We start from the raw sequence: 20,846 nt of genomic DNA on the forward strand, positions 1-20,846 counted from the left end.
TTATTCAGGAATTCCATGAATCCCGCAATATCTTATTTAGTTTTCAAAGAGCCAAAAACCTAAATGTACCAAGGGCTCACGCCCTGTTTTTAATCTAAAATCATTATAGTACGAGGAGGAAATGGGGACGGAACCGAGGGTTATTTATTTACGTTGATAAAGAAAGGTGGAAAAGTCCATGTCTGTGGCGAAGATAGCGGAGGAGTACCGTGAACCGGACATTCAGCCTATGCTGGCGAGGCGCCAGACTATATGGCTCGGATTCCTGATTAGTTTAATGCTGGTGGGCGGGATTGCCATATTTATCCGCATCAGTGAGGGGTTGGCAAGTTCCAATCTGACCAGCACCACGCCCTGGGGTATGTGGGTGGCTTTTTATATATTTTTTGTCGGGTTGAGTGCGGGGGCTTTTCTTTTGTCCACTTTAATCTATGTGTTTGGGATGGAGCAGTTTGAACGAGTGGGGAAAATAGCGCTCTTTACTGCCATTATTTGTATGGTCGTGGCTTTAAACTTTGTCCTGCTGGATCTGGGCAGGATGGACCGTTTCTGGCATCCTTTGGTTTATTGGAATCTTACCAGTGTCCTGGCCTGGGAAGTGCACTTCTATATTCTGTATATTACCTTGTTAGGGGTAGAACTTTATTTTGCCCTGCGCCAGGATCTGATTCGCCTGTCCCAAAGAGGGAGCTCTTTTAAGCAGAAACTGGCGAAAGTGCTGACCTTGGGCAGCACGGACCTGTCGCCAGAAAGTAAGGTAAATGACCACCGCTGGATGAAGATTCTGGGCATGATCGGGATTCCTTTGGCGATCTTCGGTGTGCATGGCGGCACGGGAACGCTTTTCGCCGTGGTTAAGGCCAGACCCATGTGGAACAGCGCGCTCTTTCCGGTTGTTTTTGTGGTTTCCGCTTTGGTTTCCGGCACAGCGCTATTAGCCGCCGTCTATGCCATTCAAAACCGGGCAAGAAACATGTCAGTGGACAAAGATACTCTGAAAGCTTTGGCGCGTATGATGATACTCTTTCTCTTTATTGATCTCGGACTGCAAGTATATGAGTTTCTGATTGCCGCGTACAGTCTGGAGCCGGAAGAGATGCATACGTTGTCCACCATGTTTACCAGTAATTTTTCCTGGTCTTTCTGGGGAGTGCAGATATTTTTAGGAGCGATTGTTCCCATTTTTCTTGTGCTGAATAAGCGAACGGGCGATTCCCGGTTGGGTCTGACCGCCGCCTGTGTGCTGGTCGTGCTGGGAATTATCGGTGTGCGGTTTAACATTGTGGTACCGCCTCTAATCGTCCCGGTGTTGGAAGGACTTCCCACAGGAAACTATTACCCGACCCTGGTCGAGATTGGGAGCAGTTTAGGGGTCATTGCGCTGGGACTCTTTCTCTACACTTTGGGAATGAAGCTACTGCCGCTGGAGGAAGTTCATAAAGGGGTGAGCACACATGGATAAAAGCCAAGGAATTAAAGTAAAAATCAGTCGCCGCAATTTCTTAAAAGGTGTGGGTGTTATCGGGGCGTCTGCATTTGCAGCTCCCTTGTTTACAGATCCGCTGCAACAGATAACAGGGAATGTCTGGGAAGATGACCCCCATGGCACCGGATTTTTTTCTGAGAATTATGATGCAAGCAATGTAATATACAGCACCTGTGAACAATGCAACACCCATTGCACTATCAAGACCGTCCTGACGCCTGCTGAAAAAGGAAAGTCCTATACCAGCCTGGTGCGCAAAATTGCGGGCAATCCTTACAGTCCTTTGACTACCCAGCCTTTTGGCGGGCTTGATTATACGACTCCCATTACTAAGGCCGCCCAGGGAAAAGACACCCTGGCTTTGGAAGGACGGGGGTACCGCGGGGGCAGAACCTGTTTGAAAGGTCAGGCCGGAATTCAAACCGTTTATGATGCCTTGCGTGTACGGACTCCGCTTAAGCGCGTAGGGCCGCGCGGGAGTGAGAAGTGGCAGAGTATTTCATGGGAACAGGCTATTAACGAAATTGTGAACGGCAGTCCGGACTTAGGCACTCCCGGCCTGCAATCCACCTGGGCCTTTGCTCCCAAGGAAAAAGTGATGGCTGACTGGGAGAGAGTGAAGAAAGGGGAAACCCCTTTTGAAGAGTTTGACAAGAAGTATAAAGACGTGCTAATAGACACCGAGCACCCTGATTTCGGCCCAAAAGCCAATCAGATTGCCTGCCTGGGCGGGAACCGCCGGGATTTTATGCGCGACCGCATTTGGTTCCAGGGGTTGGGAAGCATTAATTTCGATGATCACGGAGGCGCGTGCGGCGCGAGCGGAGTCATCGGGAATGTCCGTTCCTTTCAAGCGAAGAAGCCCAAAAAGCGTCTTTACGCTGATTTAACTTACGCCGAATTTGTCATTGTTTGGGGTACGAATCCTCTGGTGGCAAACCGCGGGCCGACCTGGCTGGCCCCAATGTTGAGCAACGCTCTGGCCAGGGGGATGAAAATGGCGGTCATCGACACCAGAATGAGTAAGACCGCAGAAAAAGCAGCTCTCTGGGTATCGGTCAAGCCTGGAACGGATGCGGCTTTAGCCCTGGGTATGGGACGCTGGATTGTAGAAAATAAGCGCTACGATGAGAGATACTTGAAAAATCCCAATAAAAAGGCCGCTGAGGCTGACGGAGAACCGACCTGGAGTGATGCCTCTTATCTGGTGGTGGTGTCTGATCCCAAACTACCCAAGCTGAGGGCGGAACAGCTTGGGATTGGGAGCAAAGAACAGTTTGTAGTAATGGAAAACGGCAAGCCTGTGGCGCATGACCAGGCGGTGGAGGGAGATTTGGAGGTTGATACGGAGATTAACGGAGTGCGCCTCAAGTCGGTGTTTACCCTATATAAAGAGAGGGTCATGGAACACACCTTAAAAGAGTATGCGGAGACTGCCGGTATCACTGAGCAGCAGATCGTGGAACTGGCCCGGGAGTTTACATCCCATGGCAAACGCTCAGCCATTATGGCTTACCGGGGTGTGGGTATGCACGCCAACGGGTATTATACGGCCCGGGCCATTAATATGTTAAATCACCTGATTGGCAACCATGATTGGAAGGGCGGCAGCATGACAACCGGGGCCATCTACTCTGACCTGAAAGGACGCTATGATTTGACTGTGGTCCCGGGAGCCAACAAGGCGTGGGGCATTCCGATCAGCCGCCGGCAATCTGAGTACGAGAAGAGCAGTCTTTTCCAGAGGGATAACGGTTATCCGGCACAGCGACCCTGGTTTCCGGTGGGGGGGAATGCTTCGAGCGAAGTTATTCCCAGCGCGGCGGATGGTTACCCGTATCCTTTAAAGGCTTTATTTTTCTACCGCATCTCCCCTGTGTTAACTTTTCCGGCGGGAGATAAGATTCGGGAAATTCTTAAAGACCAAAAGAAAATCCCGCTGGTGGTTGCTTCCGATATCGTGATTGGGGAAAGCTCGATGTATGCCGATTATATTTTACCTGACCTGGCGTATTTGGAGCGGTGGGGAAGAAAGAGCATCACACCCAGTTTCCCCTTAAAGGTGAGCAATTTTATCCAGCCGGTTACGAGGGTTTATCCCGAAGCGCGCGATATCCAGGATGTGTTCATCGAGATCCTGAAAAAAATGAACCTGCCGGGAGTCGGAGAGAAAGCTTTTGTTGACGGGAGTCCGCTCCACCGGGTTGAGGATTTCTATTTAAAAATGGTGGCTAATATTGCTTTCGCCGAAAAACCTGTACCGGATGCCGGCAATGAAGAACTGCAGCTGTTTGCTCAGGCCCGGCGCCAGGCCTTGGGCAGCTTCTTCAATGAAGAGCAGTGGAAAAAAGCGGTCAAGACGGAGGAATGGCCAAAAGTGGTGTATGTGCTCAACCGGGGGGGGGAGATTTGAAGCTCCCGGACAGGAATATGTGGGAGAGCACTTGAAGTATCGCCTTGACGGCCAGGCACTCTTTTATGACGAGAAAGTAGCTTCAGTTAAGCACTCCTATAGCGGGAACTATTTTGACGGACTGCCCAAGCTGGAACTGATCCGCTCTTATGACAGCAAGGAAATTGAACAGCCCCAGCCTCTGGCTTTGATTAGTTGGAAAGCCCGCAACATCGGAACCCACAGGGGTATCAGCAATGCCTGGCTGCGGGAAATTAAGGGAGAAAACTATCTTTGGATCAATCCGCTTGACGCTCAAAAGCGCGGGCTCAATGACGGTGATAGGGTAAAGATTAAATCGAACAATTTTGAAGTGTTCGGGCGGGTTATGGTTACGGAGGGTATTCGTCCGGGATGCGTGGGAAGCTCCTATAACTTTGGCCATTATGCCTATGGGAGTAAAACGGTGCAGATCGATCAAGTTTGGACCACAGCCGTAACCGGGTACGGTCATACCCCGTTTGGTGTCAGTGAACCGATGAAAGAAAAAACCGGTTATGCCAAAGGCAGAAACACCGGATTTTCCGTAAATAATTTATTGGTGCTGGATCCGGTGCTAAAAAATACCTCATTGCTGGACCAAATAGCGGGCGGCGTTGCTTCCCTGGATACAAAAGTTGAGGTCGAAAAAGCCTAAGGGAAAGATCGATTCAGCCGGAAAGGCATACGGTGACAAAAAGTCACTGTATGCCTTTTTGTCATGCTAGATAAAGTGACATTTTGACAGGGAATGTGCCTGAAAAGCACTTTTTTTGCCGTTCATAAGGGATCAGAGCTTTGGCATTCATCTTGCATGATCAAAAACTAACAAGCGTTTATAAATACAAAAGAACGCTTTCACAAAAAAAGAAAGGAGTTCTTAGCATGAACAGGCGCGATTTTATTAAGTCAGTCACCGCTGTGGGGACAGTTACGGCGCTTGGTTTAGGGGTTGAGAAGCTGGTTCCGGAAGTTTTGGCGGACGAGGCGACCGCGAACCCCACACCCTACGATCACGAGGCTCTGCCCGTGGAAATGCAGATTGATCCTCAAAGCGGCAAGGTCGAATTAAATCCAGATATTGCCTTGCGCAACAGTGTATGCTTGGGATGCTGGAGCAATTGCGGCAACCGGGTCAAGGTCGACAAAAAGACCGGCAAAATCCTGAGGGTTTTAGGAAATCCTTATCATCCCAGCAACGCTGAACCGCATCTGCCTTATACTACACCTTTAATGGAATCGTACAAATCTCTCGGGCAGTATCAGGAAATCGGACACACCGGACGGGCCACGGTTTGCCAGCGTGGCAATGCCGCCTTCCAAATCGTTTACGATCCCAACCGGATTCTGACCCCGCTGAAAAGGGCCGGCAAACGCGGGGAAGGAAAGTGGAAACCAATCACTTGGGAGCAGGCTGTGCAAGAAACTGTCGAAGGCGGACAACTGTTCAAGGAGATTGGGGAAAATACGGTCATTGAGGGTCTGCGCCAAGTGCGCGATCTCAAAACTCCTTTGAATCCGGACCAGCCGGAGTGGGGGCCGAAGGCCAACCAGTTGGTCTTTATCGGGGGACGGGATGACGGGCGAACTGAATTTGCCAATCGTTTCATTACCAAGTCTTTTGGCTCGCCGAATTTTTACGGCCACGGCGGAACCTGCGGCGGAAGCCGCCGCATCGCCTTTCTGGCCTTTCTGGACACCTGGGACAAAAAGCCCCACATGAAAGCGGATTACATGGGAGCAGAACTGGTGATGTTTTTCGGGAATGCGCCTGGACAAGCCGGAGCCCCCTTTCAGCCCATGGCCCGCAAATCGGCCCTGGCTCAGGCTAATAACGGGATGAAAGCGATTTTGGTCGATCCGGTTTTACAGAACGGAGTATATAACTCTCCGGTGGCCGAGGAGTCGGCCTGGGTTCCGATCCGGCCGGGATCGGACGGGGCTTTGGCCATGGCTATGATTCGTTGGGCTTTTGAACAAAAGAAAATTAATGAAGGATATCTGTCTATTCCGAACAAAGCAGTGGCAGGGAAAAAGAAAACTCCTTCCTGGAGTAATGCCGCTTATCTCGTAATTCAAGAGCCCGGGCATCCGGATTTCGGAAAATTCCTGCGCGCTGAACAAATAGGGCTGAAGACGGCGGCAGCACCGGTTAATCCTGCGCCCGCACCGGCAGGCTCTGCTCCCGCTGCTCCACCGGAGCCGAACTATGTAGTTATTGACAAAGCCAGCGGCAAGCCGGCAGTTTATACTGACAGTGAAGAGGGAGTCATCCTTTACACCGGGAAAGTTAGCATCAATGGCACCGAAGTACTGGTCAAAACATCTCTGCAGATTCTGGCCGAAGAAGCCCAGCGCTATACCTTTGAACAATACAGCGAAGCGACAGGGATTCCCAAAGAACGCATCTTTGCCTTAGCTAAAGAATTTTTCCGTCATGGGAGCAAAGCTGCCACCGATCATCATGGGGGCGTGGCCATGCATAGCAATGGTTTTTACAGTTCGCTGGCGGTCATCACTTTGAATGCCTTGGCTGGAAACATCAACCGTAAAGGGGGTTCAACCAAGAGCGGGGGAGGATACCGGGCAGTGGACAAAGGGCCTCGTTATGATTTGCTGACATTTCCCGGCTTGGTCAAACCTCAAGGTTTTAAGATCAGCCGGGAGGGCCGCAAGTACGAAGATACCCCGGAGTATAAAATGAGAAAAGCCAAAGGGGAGAATCCTTACCCGGCCACTCTTCCCTGGAGCCCGCTGGCCGATTCTATGGTGGGGAATGTCCTGCCTTCGATGATGGCGGGGTATCCGTACCCGGCGAAAATTCTCATGATGTGGATGACCAATCCTTTCTATACCACTCCCGGGCTTTTCCAAAAAGATGTCGAGGACTATGTCAAAGACCCCAAAAACATTCCGCTTATTATCGCTGTTGATGTTCTGATGGGAGATTCGAGCATGTATGCAGATTATATTATCCCGGATACCACGTTCTATGAAAGCTGGGGTGTGCCCACCGTTTGGAACCTGATTCTGACCAAGGTGAGCGGTGCCCGCCACCCGGTGATCGATCCGCTTGTGCCCAAGACCAAGAGCGGGCAGCCGATGTCGTTCGAAGCTTACCTGATTGAAGTCGGCAAGCGTCTGAACCTGCCGGGAGTGGGAGATCAAGCGATTCCCAATGCCCAAGGGGAACTCACTCCGCTTAATTCCCGCGAAGACTTCTTCCTTAAAGCATTGGCCAACATTTCCTTTGACGAGAAGCCTGTCCCGGATATTTCCCAACAGGAACTTCAACTGAGCGGTTTAGACCAGGAGCTTAAGTATGCCGCTGCGAGCCTGACTCCGGAAGAGTGGAACAAAGTCTTCTATGTTTTGGCCAGAGGCGGCCGGTTTGAAGAGTATGAGAAAAACTACGATGGCGAGGTTTTGCACAATAAGTTCCCGAAAGTCATCAATATTTATAACGAGAAGCTGGGTACCACACGGAGCAGCGTGAACGGAGAATATTTGACCGGCAGCGCAACCTGGCTGCCCCCAGCCCTGTCTGACGGGCGGACCATTGACCAAGTATACCCGGACAGCCAATGGCCCTTTCAGATTGTTTCCTATAAGCCCCGCTACCGCACCGGGAGTTATTTAGCCAATGTTCCGCTCCTGCAGGATATGGCTAAAACCAACTTTATCGAGATCAGTATCTCGGATGCCGAAAAACTGGGGCTTAGCGAGGGTGAGCAAGTCAAACTGGTTACGCCAACCGGGGAAGCCACAGGTGCAGTCAAAGTGCGGCGCGGGGTACGCCAGGGGACGATTGCCATCGAGTACGGATTTGGGCACTGGAGTGCCGGAGCCCGGAGTTATCAGGTGGGTGACAAAAACATTCCCGCTGATCCTGAACTTGGGTCAGGAGTGCTTTTGAACTTTATCACCCTGCGCGATCCCAGTTTGAAAGCCAAGCATCCCCTGTACGACCTGGTGGGAGGATCGACTGACCGCAATACAACGAAGGCAAGGCTGGTAAAAGTGAGCAAATAAGCCGGTTGAATCGAGCAAATAAGAAAGAGAGGTGTAGTTTTATGTCTGGAAAAGAAGGGATTGCATTAGAACGGGCAGGAGCATTTGAGTTTTTGGCCGGAATCTTTTTAAAAGAACCGAGCGTTTCGATTGTAAATGAGCTAAAGGTCTGGGCTAAAGAGGGGGAAGATGCCAAAATGCTTTCCCTTCTGGAGAATGTTGTCCAAGAAGATCCGGATTTGACGGGATTAACACAAGAATATTATGATCTCTTCTTTGTCCCGGTATCGGGCCGCTTTGTGCCGCCCTTTGAGTCGGCTATCCGGGGGGCGGTGCGTCAGGATGGCGGACCAACGAAGTTTGGCTCCTACTGGGGGGATACCACCGTTAAGTTGGCTGACCTTTATGAACGAACTCGGTTTCATCCTGAACGCCTGGCGGTGTTCGAGCCTTTACGGCAATTAAATCTGCCTGATCATGTGGGCCTGGAACTCTCCTTTATGGCCTATCTTTGCCGTCTGGAGGCGAAGCAGCTTGAGCGCGGTCTGTCCGCGAAGCTGATTCGGAAAATCCAAACCAATTTTTTGCAAGAACATTTACGAGGATGGTTGGGGCTTTGGGTAAATGACTTAGAGAGGGTGCAGCAGTCCGGATATTATCTATATTTTGCCAGGCAGGCCCGCGACTTGTGTCAGGAAGAAGCTCAAACATTGCTTAAACATGCCTAAACAGTGATTTCAAGCATTTCAGCGAAAGGAGTGGGAAAAGTGGCCGCACAAACTAAACGCTATGCCATGGTCATCGACCTGCGCAAATGTGTAGGATGCAATGCCTGCACGGTATCCTGCAAGATTGAAAACCAGGTGCCGGAAGGGGTATTCCGCACTTGGGTCAAAGAGATAGAAAAAGGAAACTATCCGCAAATTACCAGGTTCCGTCTGCCGCGGCTGTGCAACCATTGCGACAATGCGCCTTGTTTGGCAGCCTGTCCGGTTCAGGCGACTTACCGGGCTGAGGATGGAACCATTATGATCGACTATGACCATTGCATTGGCTGTAAATATTGTATGGCAGCTTGTCCATACGATGCCCGTTTTATTAATCCTATCAGAAAGACCGCGGAAAAGTGTACGTTTTGTTATCACCGGGTTAAGGCCGGGCTCCTGCCCGCCTGTGTCACCACCTGTGTCGGGGGGGCGCGCATATTTGGCGATTTAAACGATCCTGAGAGCCTGGTGGCCAAGTTGGTGGCCAATAATCCTGTGCAGGTTTTGAAACCGGATATGAGTACCAAACCGATGGTTTTCTATATCGGAGCGGACCAGGATATTATGGGTGCGCGCTATGGCGACCTGGAGAAGGGAGAGAGGAAGCATGGATAATGTCACCTACCTTGCCAATGTGACCCATCCCGTTCAACTTGGCATTTTAATTGCAATCTACTTTTTCTATACCGGACTAAGTGCGGGTTCTTTCGTTTTGTCCAGTCTGGGTACAGTTTTCGGGATTGAAAAATACAAACCGATTGCCAAAGCAGGCGTCACTATGGCTATAGCTTTGCTCGCAATCGCCCCCCTCCATCTCATTGCCGACCTGGAACAGCCCGGGCGCTTCTACACGCTCTTCTTCCGGCTGAACCCGACCTCAGCCATTTCCTACGGGACCTTTCTCCTCACACTTTATCCTCTTAACAGTGTAATTTATCTGTGGTTTTTAATGCGCAAAGATTTTGCTGCCGGAGCAAATCAGTTGTCCGGTTTCCGGCAGAAGCTTTACCGCTTCTTAAGTTTTGGCAACACGGATCTTTCTCCGGAGGCCTTGGCTAAAGACGCCAAACGGGCTAAGCTGTTAGGAACCTTAGGAGTGCCCCTGGCTTTGCTGGTACACGGCTATACCGGATTTATCCTGGCGAATATTCAGGCCCGGGCCCTGTGGCATACAGGACTTATGCCCTTGATCTTCTTGATGTCGGCCATGGTTTCCGGAACCGGTTTGCTGATCCTTGTCCTTTTGTTGAGCCAACGTTTCTTCTCTCCGGAGCGGAGTATTACTCCGGAACGCAAGAAGCTGATTCTCGATATTGCGCAGCTTATGCTCTGGTTTATTGTGGTGGATGCCAGCCTGATGGTTATAGACTTTATTGTGCTTTATTATACGAATGCAGCCGGGCGCGCGGCGGCCGAGCTCTTCCTGTACGGGAGTCACCGCACCATGTTCCTCGGTGTCGAAGCCGGTCTGGGACTGTTTGTTCCCTTTCTGCTCCTGTTAATCCCGCGCACCAAAGGTTCCCTGGGCTGGATTTCAATAGCTTCGTTCCTAACATTGGTCGGGGTTATCGCCATGCGGGTTAATTTTGTCATCGGCGGGCAACAGCTGCCCTTGACCGGGAACACTCTAAATCCCTACACGGCTGACCCCAGGCACCTCATGTTCATTGCTGTGTTTGCCCTGCTAGAATTGGCGGTTCTCTACTTTGCCTTTCGCTTCCTGCCTGTCTTCGGCTTGCCCAAGACTCCGTCAGCTCCGGTAAATTATCAGGGACAGGTTGGAGCCAAGTAGATTTTTCCTGAGTTTTCAGTATGAATATTGGAATCGATCCAGGCGAGAAGGGAGAACAACCAGACAGGTGTCGGGGAGTTCTCTCTGGTCTTTTTCAGGTATTTTGGTTTTTTATTGTCCACATGGTACACTAAGATTAATAAGGATCGGGGGTGACAGGGATTGAACAAACGCCTGTGGATTCTGGGGATTGCGGCTTTCGTGCTTTTTCTGGGAGGAGCCTATCTTTTGACTGTTTCTGCGGCTAAGCCGCGTATGGCGCATATAGGAATCCTGCTGGCCAATGATACCCGCCTGGCCAAAGTGGAAGGCTTGCAACAGACCTTAAGCCGTCTGGGCTACCTGGACGGGCAGGATGTAACCTATCAGGTCTTGAATGCTCAAAACGATATCTCCAAGTTGCCCGTGCTGGCCCGGCGTTTGCTTCAGGAGCAACCGGACGTCCTGGTTGCGGCAGGGTATATTGAAGCGCAATCCTTAAAGGATATTACAGCCGCTATAAAGAGTCCGATTCCGGTGGTTTTCATGGGAACTCTCTCTCCTGCCGCAATCGGCCTGGTGCTGAATCCTGCTCATCCGGAAGGAAATTTAACCGGACTAAACAATTATCACCTTGAATTAACCACCAAACGCCTGGAACTGCTCCACCGTTTACTCCCTAACATGCGCCGCGTGGCAGTGTTGGGGGATATCCGCGCGCCTTCTTTTGAACGGACCCAGGCAGGGATTCAGTCGGTGACCAGGGAGTTTTCCCTCACTCTGAATTCTTTTACAGTCTCCAGTCCGGAAGATATCGAAAGAGTGTTTCAGGAGATTACGGCTGCTAAAGTAGAGGCCATCATGCTTCTCCCCGGATTTTTTCTGGAGACGAGCATGGAGCAAATTGTGGGGCGGGCTCTGCAACAAAACCTTCCTGTTTTTGGAGTATATCCAGGTGATATCAAGTACGGCTGTTTGGCTTCTTATGGCACTTCTTATGAAGACCAGGGGGCGCAATCGGCACATCTTGTGTACAAAATCCTGCGTGGGCAGGCCACGGGAGACATTCCGGTGGAAACGCCGGATAAAATTGTCTTGTCGGTAAACTTGCGCATAGCCAACAAATTGGGAATTCATCCGGCAGCAGATGTGCTCAGCCTGGCGGATCAGGTAATCCAACCGTAGGGAGGATGGAAAGTTTGAAAGTCGGCCCGGTTCCTTGGTGGATGCGGATCAAAGGGCGTGTTTTGGTTTTCGGCATTGCCATGTCTATTGTTCCTTCGCTTTTTCTCGGTTTAGCCAGTTTCAAAGCAGCCCGGCTTCACCTGGAAGGGACTATTCAGCAACAAAACCTGGAGCGGGCCAACGCCCTGGCGGCTGAGATTCGAGAGTTCGTGCAAAATATGGCGGATAGCTTGACTCACGTTGCTTCAACCAATGCTTCCGTACTTTTGGGCCAAGACCAGGTGGCACGCAACTCGATTTTGGGCACCCTCCTCCGGGAAGAACCGTATCTGGAAAAAGTAACGGCAGCGGACCGGAATTGGCGTGTTCTAAGCCAAGTTGCCAGAAGGGAAGTGATTTTGCCCCATTCTGTACCTGCCAAGCTGGAGAAGGTTGAGTTTACGGATGAGCGTTCCTTTGCTATCAGCAATGTGTTTTTCACGGGCGATGGCCGCCCGGAGTTCTATCTGACCGTGCCAATTCAAGACCCGTATACCCGTCAGGTTATCGGCTATTTACAGGCTGAGACCGATCTGAAGGGGATGGTCACCAGGGTAGCCAATTTGCGCATCGGCCAGGCCGGTTATGTTTATCTGACTGATGAAAAAGGCAATTTAATTAGTCATACAGACTTTAGCTATGTCCTACGCCAGGAAAATGTGCGCCAGAATCCGTCCGTGCGTGGCTTTTTGTCAGGGGAAAGTCCGTCCCATCGAGGGCGGGAATACGATAATTCTGACGGTGTCAGGGTGATAGGCCTGTTTGCTCCCGTGGGCAACCCGGATTGGGCTGTGTTCATTGAGCAGCCCATCCGCGAAGCTTATCAGCCTATTTCCCAATTTGCTTTCAAACTGGTGGGGATTGTACTATTTACCGGGATTTTGGTTACCCTTGTGAGTGTTGTGTTTGGTTTAAAACTCACTCGTCCGATTGAAAACATGGAAGGGGAAGTAAGGCGCATTATCTCCACCGGTGATCTGGAATCCACCGTTGTCCAGCAAACCCAGGACGAAATCGGACGCCTGGTTCAATCGTTCAACCAGCTCTTGCACCTCTTGGACCAGAACAGCAAGAAACTTAAAGCTGAAAAAGAGTTGTTGACGACTGTCGTTAACGGAATTGGGGCAGGGATGGCCCTCTTAGACGCCGAGAAACGCATTATTTGGTGGAATTCTATTTTTGCTGATTGGTTTGGCTCTGACCGCTTGCAGAATCTCCCCTGTGAGAGAGTGGTGGCCGGGGAAGGGATGGATTGCCTTTTACCGGAAAACGACAGGGTGGTCTCGCTTGAAGTCAACGGGGTCCACCGTTTCATTCGGCAAATGTTCTATGGACTGGCGCCGGAAAATCAAGAAAACGCTGCCTATTTACTGCTTCTGGAAGATGTTACCCAACGCGTGGAAATGGAAGCGCGCATGATCGAGACGGACAAAATGGCTGCGGTGGGGTTGCTGGCTTCCGGCGTGGCCCATGAAATCAATAATCCTTTAGCTGTTATCTCGGCCTACAGCGAGGAACTGATTGATCGTTTGAGTGAAAAATCCCTTACTCCTGTTGAGGTGCGAGAGGTGCTGAACGTTATTTACGGTCAAGTTTTACGCTGCAAACAGATTACCGACCAACTCTTGCATTTTGCCCGCAGGGGCAAGCAAGGATGGGATCTTGTGGATATCGGTTTAGCGACTGCCCGGACGCTAGCCTTGCTGAAGCACCGGGCCAGACAAAAGAGAGTCGGACTAGAGAGCACCTTGCCGGAAGGGCTGTTGGTTTTAGGCAATGAGAATGAATGGCAGCAGGTAATCTTAAACGTCATGACTAACGCCCTCGATGCTTCACCCGAGGGAGGAGTTATTAAAGTGCGGGCTTGGCGGGAAGGGATCTCCATTCAAGTAGAAGTAGAAGATCAGGGCGAAGGGATTCCTCCCAGCCAGGTAAAAAAGGTTTTTGACCCTTTCTTTACCACAAAACCGGTAGGCCAAGGAACAGGACTCGGTCTGTTTGTGAGCTACGGAATTGTCCAGAAGATGAAGGGAGAGTTAAACCTAGACAGTGTGGAAGGGCAAGGAACAAAGGTCAGGATAACCTTGCCTTCCCAAGAGGAGGGAGACGATGAAGCACCGACCAAGGGTTCTGATTGTTGATGACGAGGAAGCTTTGCGTTCAATTATTGCTAAGCGGTTACAGCGCAAAGAATATGATGTGTTGGAAGCCGGGACGGCGCAAGATGGGCTGGAATTGCTGCGCGTTAACCTTTTCGATGCAGTGCTCTTGGACCTGCGTTTGCCGGACGGGGATGGTCTTGCTTTATTGCATGAGCTGAAACAACTCCAACCGGATATTCAAGTGCTTATGCTGACAGGGCACGGAACGATCGAGTCGGCCATTGAAGCAATGAAGGCGGGGGCCTTCGATTATCTGACCAAACCTTGCAATTTGTCCGAATTGGAACTGACTTTAGAGAAAGCGTTGGAACAACGCCAATTGCTCGTGGAAAATATCGGCCTGCGGCAGGTAGTACACCGCCAAACGCCTGAACTGAAAATTATTGGGGAAAGTGCCCCTTTGAAAACTCTTTTGGAAATTACCAGGAAAGCTGCCCAAAGTGATACTGCAGTGCTTATTCAAGGGGAAAGCGGAGTTGGCAAGGAGCTGATTGCCCGCGCCCTCCATATCTGGAGCCCGAGAGCCGCTCAAGCTTATGTTCCGGTAAATGCCGGAGCGATTCCCGAAGCCCTGATGGAAAGTGAACTGTTTGGCCACGAAAAAGGAGCCTTTACCGGGGCAGGAGGACAAAAGATTGGACTGGTGGAAATGGCAGACCGGGGTACGCTTTTCTTGGATGAAATTGGCGAAATGCCATTGCCGCTCCAAGTAAAGCTTCTTCGCTTTTTGGAGACCGGAGAATTCCGCCGTGTCGGGGATACCAGGCTGAGGCGCGTTGACGTGCGGATTGTCACAGCGACGAACCGGGATTTGCAACAGGAGATTAAAGAAGGACGCTTTCGCCAAGATCTGTATTACCGTTTGAACGGTTTAACCTTGGTGGTTCCTCCTTTGCGCGAACGCCGGGAAGACGTGATCCCTCTTGCCGAATATTTTCTCCAGCGCCTGGAAAGGGCATCTATGTCCGGACAAAGCTATGTCCTGGCGCAGGAAACGAAAGAAGAATTGCTGAAGTGTGATTTTCCGGGTAATGTACGTGAATTGGCCCACCTGATTGAGCGGGGCCGGCTGCTGGCGGCGGATGGGGTGATTTTTCCATACGATATCTGGCCGCCGACCAGTCATCTCCGGCAAGAAGCAGGGCAAACGAAACAACTTACTCCAGCAGAAAAAAAGGGATTGACACACACAGGTTTTGAAAGTTTCTGGGACAGAGAAGGTACTGGACGGTGGCCGGATGACGGTCATTATCCTACCTTGGAAGAGGTTGAGCGCGGCTATGTTTTAGCCACGTTAAGGAAAGTTCAGGGCAACCGGGCTCAAGCGGCGAAACTGCTTGGCATCAGTGTGCGCAATCTCTATCGTAAAATTGAAGCCTATGGAGTGAGAGAGCCCTTTTGAGTTACTTATAGGCATGGAAAACAAGCCGACGGCAAAAGCAACCTGGGAAATAACACCCAAAAATCAGGTTGGTCAACCTGATGGGTCCTGCAGTCACCGGGAAAACTATCCTTGCCTTAGCCAGCGGCTTAGGGGTCAATTAAATAGTAGATCCGAATTCATCTTCGAGTAAGTCTTCTATCTCATCTTTTGTGATGCACCCCAGCTCTTTTAGGTAACCGTCTTCCGACCAAGCAAGAAAATCCTCATACTCTAAAACCGGATGCTCCCAATAAAACTTTGAGAAAGAAAACCAGATCTCTTTCGCTTTCTCTTGAGGTTCATAGCGCAGAAGATAGTACTCACTCGGATCAATTCTGCTTTGAAAAAAGACACATTCCCCGGGTACAACTAGGACGACCCGTGCATCTTCATACTTCTGGCCTCCGAACTGAAGAGTGAATGCCTGGAGCAAGGTGCTGTGATCCGCAGGAGTTTGTCCGCTGGAGGATGAGTTTCCTTGATTCCAGGTAAAATCCAGTTCGCGCACGCCGGATGCTTCCATGCCTTCAGCCAGTTCTTCCAAGCGTATTGCTACTGCAGAGGGAATGGTATATTCCGTGCAGAACTCATCTTTGCAGTGATATATGGGTACCCGATGTATCTTGCCGACTCCCTGAGCAAGGTCAATTGGAAGCGTGCGCAGGGTAAGGTAGCCAACGTCACCACAGCCGCAAGTATCTAAAGGTTGAAGAATATTCTTTGGGAACAAATCAACTACACCCTTTCTAATTTCAAAATTGATTACATTAAATCTTGCCATTTAACACAAACTTTACACAAAGATAATATAGGCTTAACTTTAATGTGCTAAATTTACATCTGGACAAAGGAATATTGAAACAAGGAGGAAAACTTAAGTGTTTGAAAAGAAAGGCAAGATCTTGACCGGAATATTAGCCGGGGTTTTAGCGGTTTCTCTGGTTGGCTGCGGCCAGCAAGCCCCCAGCGGCCAAGGCAGTAGTGCAGCCCAAGAAGAGCAGGCGGTGACACTTTTAGGTGCCGGAGCAACATTCCCATATCCTCTCTATTCTGCAATGTTTGACAAGTATAGGCAAGAGCATCCCAAAGTTACCATCAACTATCAGGCCATAGGCAGTGGGGCCGGGATTAAGCAAATCCAGGAACAGACGGTGGATTTCGGCGGCAGTGACGGCCCGATGACCGATGACCAGCTTCAGAAAGCTAAAGGCGGTAAGCTCTTGCATATTCCCGCTACCTTGGGTGCTACTGCGGTGGCTTACAGCCTGCCTGACAATCCCAAAGACTTAAAAATTGCTCCGGATGTACTGGCTGACATCTTCCTCGGCAAAATTAAGAAATGGAATGATCCGCGCATCGCAGCGGACAATGCGGGAGTCACACTACCTGATTTGGACATCAATGTTGCTCACCGTTCGGACGGCAGCGGCACTACCTATAATTTCGTAGACTATTTGAGTGAAGTAAGCCCTGAATGGAAAACCAAAGTCGGCAAAGGAACATCTGTTAACTGGCCGGTGGGCGTTGGCGGCAAAGGGAATGCCGGGGTAGCCGGAGTGATCCAACAGACTGTAGGGTCTATCGGTTATGTCGAGCTGGCTTACGCCAAGCAAAACAATATTCCGGTTGCGCTCCTGAAGAACAAAGCAGGCAAATGGGTTGGACCTTCCTTAAAGGGTGCTTCCGCAGCTGCGGCTGAAGCCAAGATTCCCGATGACTACCGTGTCTCTATTGTAAACGCTCCGGGAGATGAAAGCTATCCGATTTCAACCTTCACCTGGCTTTTGGTTTATCAGAACCAAACTGATAAAGTCAAAGGGGAAGCTGTGGTGCGCTTGATCAACTGGATGATTCACGATGGGCAAAGCCTGTCTGAAGGGCTTGACTACGCGAAGCTTCCGCCGAACCTCGTCACCCGGATTGAAGGTACACTCAAAACAATCACCTATCAGGGTGAAGCATTGCTGAAATAAGTAATACTAGGGAGAGAAATGATTGCAAAAGGGTTGCCCCCATGACTGTATTCAAGTATTATATTAACGAAGCTCGGCAAGAAGCCCAGCCAGATGCTGGGCTCTTTGCTGTGTTTTGACGATAGAAGAGCTAAGTGATACCTGACAAAAGATGCCACCGGGTGTGAAGGGGAAGGGTGATAACGCTTACATGAAAAAGAACACTCATAAAAGTGGATTATTCGAGCGAAGCACACTAAATAACATGTTCGGAGACAGGGCTTTTAGAATCCTTACTCTAGTGATGGCAATAAGTGTTGTAGTCTTAATGGCCTTGATGGGGTGGCAAATGTTTCAGTCAGCGCGCTTGAGTATCGATAAATTCGGGTTTAATTTCATAACTGCCCAGGTTTGGGACCCGGTTAAGGAAGAGTTCGGCGCTTTGCCTTTTATTTACGGCACTATGGTTACTTCTCTGCTGGCATTGCTGATTGCCGGACCAATTGGGTTGGGAGTAGCGATCTTTCTCAACGAAGTAGCCCCATCACGAATCAGAGTAGTGGTATCATTTTTGGTCGAGCTCTTAGCGGCAATACCCAGTGTTATTTATGGTCTGTGGGGAATTTTCGTCCTCGCACCCATACTTAGAGATCATGTCGAACCTTGGTTAGGAAAATGGTTCGGATTCCTGCCGCTTTTTCAGGGTTCTCCGCTCGGACTTGGTATGTTAGCCGGAGGTCTTATTCTCGCGGTTATGATCTTGCCAACAATCGCTGCTATTTCGCGGGAGGTAATGGCTGCAGTACCGGATACTCAGCGCGAGGCAGCCCTGGCCTTAGGTGCGACAAAATGGGAAATGATCAAGGTTTCCGTTCTGGGTTACGCCAAATCAGGTATTTTAGGCGGAGTAATGCTCGGCTTAGGACGAGCTTTAGGGGAAACCATGGCTGTGACCATGGTGATCGGGAACCGTCCGGATGTGAGTGCATCTTTGTTTGCGCCTGCCTATTCAATGGCCAGTGTGATTGCGAATGAGTTTACGGAAGCCACGTATGATTTATATTTGAGTGCCTTGGTTGAAATAGGACTTATTCTTTTTGTAATAACTTTGATCCTTAATGCCCTGGCCCGCCTCTTGGTGTGGTCGGTGGCCCGGGGGCCGAAGGGAGGACACCTGGTATGAGCTATCGCATGCGCAAGTACCGCAATTATTGGATGATCGGACTTTTTGCCTTAGCAACCCTGCTGGCGCTTATTCCTCTCTTTGGCGTGCTAACTTATGTAATAAAGAATGGTATTACTGCTTTGAATCTTGACTTTTTTCTTAACTTGCCAAAACCGCTGGGGATGCCCGGCGGAGGCATGGCCAATGCTATTGTGGGTACCCTTATCATGGTTGGAATTGGCAGTTTGATTGGAATTCCGGTCGGGATTTTAAGTGCGATATATTTAACAGAGTATGACCGTACAAGCTGGTTGAGTACGGCTGTACGTTTTACGACTGATGTGCTTACCGGAATCCCTTCGATCATTATTGGCATTGTGGTCTATACAGCGCTTGTGCTCAAAATGAAGCATTTTTCTGCGCTTGCTGGTGGGATTTCATTGGCGATTATCATGATTCCACTGGTTATCCGGTCTACGGAAGAGATGCTCAAACTTGTTCCGCACACCATTCGCGAAGCATCCTTTGCCCTTGGAATCCCGAAATGGCGCACAATTCTCCGTGTGGTCCTGCCTACTGCGGCTAAAGGCATTGTCACGGGAGCCATGCTGGGGGTGGCCAGGGTCTCAGGGGAGACCGCGCCTCTGTTATTTACAGCTCTCGGAAATAATTATTGGGCGCGCTCCCTGAATGAACCGATGGCTGCCTTGCCTTTGCAAATCTATCATTATGCGATTTCACCCTACAAAGACTGGCATCGGCAAGCTTGGGCCGGGTCTTTGGTACTGATATTTTTGGTATTTATTCTAAACATCGTAGCACGTCTGGCATTTAGCTCGCGTTCTGAGCGTTAGGAGGTAGGATAATGGGCCAAAGCTTAAGTGTTCGTAATTTAGATGCCTGGTATGGCTCTAATAAAACCTTAAAAGGGATTAATATGGAGATTCCGGCTAATCAGGTAACCGCGATCATCGGTCCGTCCGGGTGCGGGAAATCAACGTTTGTGCGTTGTATTAATCGCATGCATGAGACGCTGCCAGGCTCTAAGGTAAACGGAGAGATTCTCTTAGACGGCAAGAATATCTATGAAGAAGATCCGGTGGAATTAAGAAAAACGGTGGGCATGGTCTTTCAAAAGCCCAATCCCTTTCCTTCCATGAGCATTTATGAAAACGTAGTTGCCGGCTTGCGGCTGAATGGAGTACGCAATCGGGAAAAGCTGCGCGCGATTGCGGAGAAAAGTTTGCGTATGGCAGCGCTATGGGATGAAGTGTATGACCGCCTTAATTATTCCGGCATGAGTTTGTCCGGCGGTCAGCAGCAGCGCTTGTGCATTGCGCGGGCGCTGGCGGTGGAGCCTTCTGTTCTGCTGATGGACGAGCCTGCTTCCGCTTTGGATCCAATTGCAACTTTACGGATTGAAGAACTCATATTAGAATTAAAAAATCAATACACTATTGTTATAGTCACACATAATATGCAACAAGCTGCCCGTATTGCTGATTCAACAGCCTTTTTCCTGAGCGGGGAACTGGTGGAGCATGGACCGACATCGCAAATCTTCACTAATCCCAAGGATAAACGGACTGAAGATTACATTACGGGACGTTTCGGATAAAGGAAACTTACTTCAGGTGGGTTTTAATCCAACTGAAGTTTAGTGGAACTTATCCAGGGGCTTAGCGCCACTTATCCTTCACTAAGAAGCGGGAGTCTTAGTGGCGCTTAGCCATCGGATAACTAAGGAGGGTCTGGCAGATGGTAAGGCATTCATTGGATGAAGGCTTGCAAGAATTGATGGAAATCCTTAAGAACATGGGTCAAGAAGTTGAGCGCATTTTGCTGGGAGCGATGGAAAGCCTCCGGGCGCTCGACCGGGCCCAGGCGGAGATGTGGATTGCAGAGGATAAAAAAGTCAATGATTATGAACGCCAGGTGGACGATGTGTGTGTACGCTTAATAGCTACCCAGCAGCCGGTAGCCAGGGATTTGCGCAAAGTCATTTCTGCGATGAAGATCTCGACCGATCTTGAGCGGATGGCTGATTTGGCGGTGGATATTGCCAAAGTCGTAAGGAGAATAGACGGTCCTCTCATGAAGCCTTTGATCGACATTCCGCGCATGGTGGATTTAACGGTGGAGATGATTAGGCAGGGTTTAGAGTCTTATGTTAAAGGAGATTTGGAGCTGGCTCATGGGCTGGCGGCTCAAGATGACCAAGTGGATCATTTGTATAACAGAGTCGTGCGCGATTTATTCGAAATCATGACAGCGAGGCCGGAAACGCTTAATCAAGGGATATATTTGTCATTTGTGGGCAGATATATTGAACGGATCGCCGATCATGCCACCAACATCGGGGAGAATGTGCTCTACATCGCTACGGCCGACCGGCAGGACCTTAATAAGTAGATTTGATCCTCCATTGGCAATGCACCGTCGAAATGGCACTCC

The 20,846-nt window shown here is 50.1% G+C and carries 16 protein-coding genes; 15 read left to right on the plus strand and 1 reads right to left on the minus strand.

Going from position 1 to position 20,846, the window contains the following annotated elements; translation table 11 throughout:
- Positions 1-178: 178 nt before the first annotated feature.
- The 10 genes from nrfD (J0X21_RS08735) (at position 179) to J0X21_RS08780 (ending at position 15,254) form a co-directional block, all read left to right on the plus strand.
- Positions 179-1,462 (plus strand): NrfD/PsrC family molybdoenzyme membrane anchor subunit, encoded by a 1,284-nt coding sequence (gene nrfD, locus J0X21_RS08735; RefSeq protein ID WP_206811817.1) that lies wholly within the window; start codon positions 179-181, stop codon positions 1,460-1,462.
- Positions 1,455-3,899, plus strand: coding sequence for a molybdopterin-dependent oxidoreductase (locus J0X21_RS08740; RefSeq protein ID WP_206811818.1), 2,445 nt, complete (start codon positions 1,455-1,457; stop codon positions 3,897-3,899). Before nrfD (J0X21_RS08735) ends, J0X21_RS08740 begins: the two co-directional genes overlap by 8 nt.
- A 31-nt stretch (positions 3,900-3,930) precedes the next feature.
- Positions 3,931-4,575 carry a molybdopterin dinucleotide binding domain-containing protein gene (locus J0X21_RS08745; RefSeq protein ID WP_206811819.1) on the plus strand — a complete coding sequence of 215 codons (645 nt, stop codon included), beginning with the start codon at positions 3,931-3,933 and terminating at the stop codon, positions 4,573-4,575.
- 227 nt (positions 4,576-4,802) lie between these two features.
- Positions 4,803-7,949 (plus strand): molybdopterin dinucleotide binding domain-containing protein, encoded by a 3,147-nt coding sequence (locus J0X21_RS08750; protein ID WP_206811820.1) that lies wholly within the window; start codon positions 4,803-4,805, stop codon positions 7,947-7,949.
- Positions 7,950-7,990: 41 nt separating this feature from the next.
- Positions 7,991-8,656: a TorD/DmsD family molecular chaperone gene (locus J0X21_RS08755; RefSeq protein WP_206811821.1), complete on the plus strand. Its 666-nt coding sequence runs from the start codon at positions 7,991-7,993 to the stop codon at positions 8,654-8,656.
- 39 nt (positions 8,657-8,695) lie between these two features.
- Positions 8,696-9,310 carry a sulfate reduction electron transfer complex DsrMKJOP subunit DsrO gene (gene dsrO, locus J0X21_RS08760; protein WP_407947640.1) on the plus strand — a complete coding sequence of 205 codons (615 nt, stop codon included), beginning with the start codon at positions 8,696-8,698 and terminating at the stop codon, positions 9,308-9,310.
- Positions 9,303-10,487 carry an NrfD/PsrC family molybdoenzyme membrane anchor subunit gene (gene nrfD / locus J0X21_RS08765; RefSeq protein ID WP_206811822.1) on the plus strand — a complete coding sequence of 395 codons (1,185 nt, stop codon included), beginning with the start codon at positions 9,303-9,305 and terminating at the stop codon, positions 10,485-10,487. The genes dsrO and nrfD (J0X21_RS08765) overlap by 8 nt, the downstream gene beginning before the upstream one ends.
- Before the next feature lie 162 nt (positions 10,488-10,649).
- Entirely contained in the window at positions 10,650-11,651 is a 1,002-nt protein-coding gene (locus J0X21_RS08770; RefSeq protein WP_206811823.1) for an ABC transporter substrate-binding protein, read from the plus strand.
- Between the two features lie 5 nt (positions 11,652-11,656).
- Complete coding sequence (locus J0X21_RS08775; protein WP_206811824.1) at positions 11,657-13,831, plus strand: PAS domain-containing sensor histidine kinase; 2,175 nt, start codon at positions 11,657-11,659, stop codon at positions 13,829-13,831.
- Positions 13,800-15,254 carry a sigma-54-dependent transcriptional regulator gene (locus J0X21_RS08780; protein WP_206811825.1) on the plus strand — a complete coding sequence of 485 codons (1,455 nt, stop codon included), beginning with the start codon at positions 13,800-13,802 and terminating at the stop codon, positions 15,252-15,254. Before J0X21_RS08775 ends, J0X21_RS08780 begins: the two co-directional genes overlap by 32 nt.
- Positions 15,255-15,393: 139 nt before the next feature.
- On the opposite strand, the gene J0X21_RS08785 is transcribed toward J0X21_RS08780, so the two are convergent.
- Positions 15,394-16,005, minus strand: a complete 612-nt coding sequence (locus J0X21_RS08785; RefSeq protein WP_206811826.1) for a hypothetical protein — start codon at positions 16,003-16,005, stop codon at positions 15,394-15,396.
- Positions 16,006-16,153: 148 nt separating this feature from the next.
- Between J0X21_RS08785 and pstS the strand changes: the two genes are divergently transcribed.
- From pstS to phoU, 5 genes are all read left to right on the plus strand, one after another.
- Positions 16,154-17,248, plus strand: a complete 1,095-nt coding sequence (pstS, locus tag J0X21_RS08790) for a phosphate ABC transporter substrate-binding protein PstS (RefSeq protein WP_206811827.1) — start codon at positions 16,154-16,156, stop codon at positions 17,246-17,248.
- Between the two features lie 190 nt (positions 17,249-17,438).
- Complete coding sequence (pstC, locus tag J0X21_RS08795) at positions 17,439-18,410, plus strand: phosphate ABC transporter permease subunit PstC (RefSeq protein WP_236006167.1); 972 nt, start codon at positions 17,439-17,441, stop codon at positions 18,408-18,410.
- Positions 18,407-19,246: a phosphate ABC transporter permease PstA gene (gene pstA, locus J0X21_RS08800; protein WP_206811828.1), complete on the plus strand. Its 840-nt coding sequence runs from the start codon at positions 18,407-18,409 to the stop codon at positions 19,244-19,246. Before pstC ends, pstA begins: the two co-directional genes overlap by 4 nt.
- Positions 19,247-19,257: 11 nt before the next feature.
- A complete protein-coding gene (gene pstB / locus J0X21_RS08805; RefSeq protein WP_206811829.1) occupies positions 19,258-20,010 on the plus strand; it encodes a phosphate ABC transporter ATP-binding protein PstB in 753 nt (250 codons plus the stop codon).
- Positions 20,011-20,150: 140 nt separating this feature from the next.
- On the plus strand, positions 20,151-20,804 hold the full coding sequence (phoU, locus tag J0X21_RS08810) for a phosphate signaling complex protein PhoU (RefSeq protein WP_206811830.1): 654 nt from the start codon (positions 20,151-20,153) through the stop codon (positions 20,802-20,804).
- Positions 20,805-20,846: the final 42 nt, after the last annotated feature.

The organism is Paradesulfitobacterium ferrireducens (assembly GCF_017310645.1).
Taxonomy (GTDB): Bacteria; Bacillota; Desulfitobacteriia; order Desulfitobacteriales; family Desulfitobacteriaceae; genus Paradesulfitobacterium; species Paradesulfitobacterium ferrireducens.